The following is a 3,094-nucleotide window of genomic DNA, read 5'->3' as shown; positions in this document are numbered from 1 at the left end:
AAGCTCAACGGCCTCGATCCGCTGGCCTATCTCGCCGACGTGCTCGACCGCATCCATGATCACAAGATCAACAAGCTAAATGAGTTGCTGCCGTGGAATTGGGTGCCACTGCCATCCGTGACGGACAGTCAAGCCGCGTAAGCTGCGGTATCAAAGAGGCGGTGACGGTGCCAATGGCGCGGTTACGTGCTAACGAGCCACGGCTCCGATCCTTTCTCCCGCAGCCCTGGCAAGGGACTTGGGTCTTGACGGATGATGGGGCCGGAAGGCCCCCAGAAATGGGAAAGAAACGCGCGGCTCCTATAGAGCCGCGCTCAGCCAGAGGGGTGCATCAAGCACGCCGACAATAACGCAAGGGATGGAAGCCGCATGGCCGAGACGCACTTAGGCGGCTCGGTTTACGACAGCCCGCCCCGCAGGGGAGCGCCACTATGCCAAATCAGTCATCCTTGAAAGTACGGCGAATGACGCCCTTCTCCTGATGTGCTTCCAGCAAGAGCTGAACATACTCCGGCGTGCTGGTTGTGACGTGTCCCAAGCCTGGCCACGCAAATGGAAAGCTCATGGAAGTTTCGTTCAGTTCCAACTCAATGCCAAGCAACTCCGCTACCGCGATTGCCGCATCCGGCTCTTTGAGGCTCGGCCAAAGGTCTTCGTCCAGAACGATGCAGGCGTCGCCAACCTCATCGACACAAATCTCGGCCAACAGCGCACCAAGCCGCTCAGCAGACGTTTCCGCATCCTCAAGCAGAGCGGTACGTAGGAGCATAGAAATGCTTTCCTCTTTGAGAGTCAGTGTCGGTCTGGAATCGACCACCTGAACTTTAGGCTCGGGCCGCTGCCGCGCTCCAAATACCTGGACAGGTTTGGAATTTCCATCGAAGCCATCCAGTTCGGGAGAAGCTGGGAAGATGTCTATAGGCGATGCGCCGCAGCCTGGGCAGTGCCATAGGTTTTCAGCCAGTTGAGCGCCCGTAATCGTGCCATCGCAATGCAGACAATACCAGTCAGCCGATTTTCCCCCAAAGAGAGGATGCAACACGACGCCTTCTGCGTCAGGTTTCGTCGACCGTCTTGGCCAGTCCGAAGAGATTCCAGCGCGTACCTTGGCGGTCTCTTCATCAACGATCATAAGAGCGGCATCGATGAAATCTCGGCTATTTGCGGGGCTTGTGTTAGCATGCGGCTCTTCAATCTCAACAATTGGCTGGGAAAGAAGCGCTTCGCCGACAAGAATACGCCAGCCATCGCCCTCCATGCGAACATCGCCGAAGCTCTCAAAAACGCTGTAAGGGTGATCGCCGATTTTGCCTTGCCTGATCGGTTCATCGAATGTACGGGACAAGTTCCTGTCAATAAATCTCGCGGAGTCATCCGAAGGTACATTGGACCCAAGGACGAATGCCTCTGCCTGTGCAAGTTGTTCGTCGCTTGGTAGCCAACCCCGCTTTGCCTTGCCCGCCAACTGCGCCCAATGAGCAAAGCCGAGTTCAGAAGCAATCGCATTAAGCGACTCGTGTTGAGCTACTCGGTTCGCCCGCGCGTGTTTTTTTGCGAGCTTCTTGAGTGTGTCGATTTCGTTTTTCTTTGTCATGATCCATTTCCAAATGGGATCTGACTAGGTGCCCGCTACTAACCAGATCCCAAAATTGGGCTGGAGACTTCATGTTTGAAGAAGAGTGCTGCATAGCTTTGCGTGGCGGGCACACCGGCATGCACTGAAGGCCGATATGATCGTGCAGGATTCTGTTCGCCGCGTCAACGTTGCATAGCCAATTTTTGCGCAGATGTTCTTATCTCGCGCTCTGACGCCTCCAGGCCAGCACAGACGCGGCAATGTCTGAGGGAGGTTTGTCGCCTGACCATCGATCCCAAAACTCTATAGTAGCGCTGTTCGGCTTGTACCGAGGCTCTCCTACGCGGACCCTTGTAGGCAGCAAGCTAGCATCACCCACGACGAGGGCTTCTCCCACATCGAGAACAGGGAGCAGATCGCCGAAACCACCAAGGCTGTCAGGCAATAGCCTTCTTATTACGTTCTGATCATCGCCATTGGTCAGCCGCATTGCAATAACGTTATTGCATTGGCTAAGAACAGTCCTGTTAACTTCAGAAGGGCGTTGACTTATAACGACGAGACCGACGCCATATTTTCTGCCTTCTTTAGCAATGCGCTCGAATATACCGACGGATATATCATCTGCGCCATCTCGGCTTGTTCGCTCCGGAATATACAGATGAGCCTCATCGCAGAAGAGAGCAATGGGATGGCGCTTTTCAGTGGGTGTCCATTGGGTAATATTATAAACCAATCTTGCGATAAGACTAACCATCAATGGAAGAATGTCGGAAGGCACTTCTGAAAAGTTGATGACTTTGATCCCGCCATGCGAGTCAGCCTGAATGCCCCTGCTTCCAGTTAAGATATGAGAAAGCTTGGGGAGCCATTCCATGTCCATGCATTCGACATGTGGTTGTAAGAGAAATCCAAGGCGGCGATCTAAGTGCTTTGCCTCAAAGCGGGCGATTAGGCGACTTAGCTTGCCATTAAAGTCACCCGCCTTGTCAGTGCCAGGCTTTGCTCCAGGAACACGCTCTGTATCGAGATCGTTCAGGCGTTGTAGAACTTCCTTCAATGGGAATGGTACGGGGCTATCAACAGTAAAGTTCGCAAGCACGTCATCGTGCTTGCCATCGGTCAAGTACTTACGCTTTGCATCAGTAATCGCGTTGGCCATAACCATGGCTTGGTTGGGCGCATTCTGATCTGAACGATCCACGAATAGCGACACCATAGCTTCGTAGCCGAGCAGCCAGTACGGTAGGTAGAGTATGCCATCATCAACACCGTGTTGTTGTTCGAGATCACCTGGGCCAGCGATACGTAGGTGTCTAAATTCGTCACCGTCTAGCGACTTATACTCGCCATGGATATCTGAAGTGGTCCCAGAAAACTGGACAGTCGGCTAAGGTGTATCCCAAACCTTTGAAGGGATACGAGAATGGCGAAGCGCCGGAACTTTACAGACCAGTTTAAGGCCAAGGTGGCGTTGGAAGCGCTACGTGGTGACAAGACCGTGCAGGAGATCGCGGC

General features: G+C 53.6%; 3 protein-coding genes. 1 reads left to right on the top strand and 2 read right to left on the bottom strand.

The features are described from left to right. Positions 1-141 (top strand): transposase domain-containing protein (locus BHD06_RS22480; RefSeq protein ID WP_139784691.1); only part of this gene is annotated, 141 nt, incomplete at its 5' end. Positions 142-439: 298 nt separating this feature from the next. On the opposite strand, the gene BHD06_RS22475 is transcribed toward BHD06_RS22480, so the two are convergent. Further along, positions 440-1,594 carry a hypothetical protein gene (locus BHD06_RS22475; RefSeq protein WP_080459169.1) on the bottom strand — a complete coding sequence of 385 codons (1,155 nt, stop codon included), beginning with the start codon at positions 1,592-1,594 and terminating at the stop codon, positions 440-442. Between the two features lie 199 nt (positions 1,595-1,793). Further along, the gene (locus tag BHD06_RS22470; RefSeq protein WP_080459168.1) at positions 1,794-2,933 is read right to left on the bottom strand and encodes an ATP-binding protein; all 1,140 of its coding nucleotides are present in this window, start codon (positions 2,931-2,933) and stop codon (positions 1,794-1,796) included. Between the last annotated feature and the right edge of the window lie 161 nt (positions 2,934-3,094).

The sequence above is a fragment of the Roseovarius sp. A-2 genome (assembly GCF_002072155.1).
Taxonomy (GTDB): Bacteria; Pseudomonadota; Alphaproteobacteria; order Rhodobacterales; family Rhodobacteraceae; genus Roseovarius.
Note: the sequence above shows the minus strand (reverse complement) of the source record. Positions and strands in the feature narration are given on the sequence as shown.

Coding starts and splice junctions, on each gene's coding strand:
- BHD06_RS22475 (WP_080459169.1), bottom strand. CDS start 1,594: ATGACAAAGAAAAACGAAATCGACACACTCAAGAAGCTCGCAAAAAAA.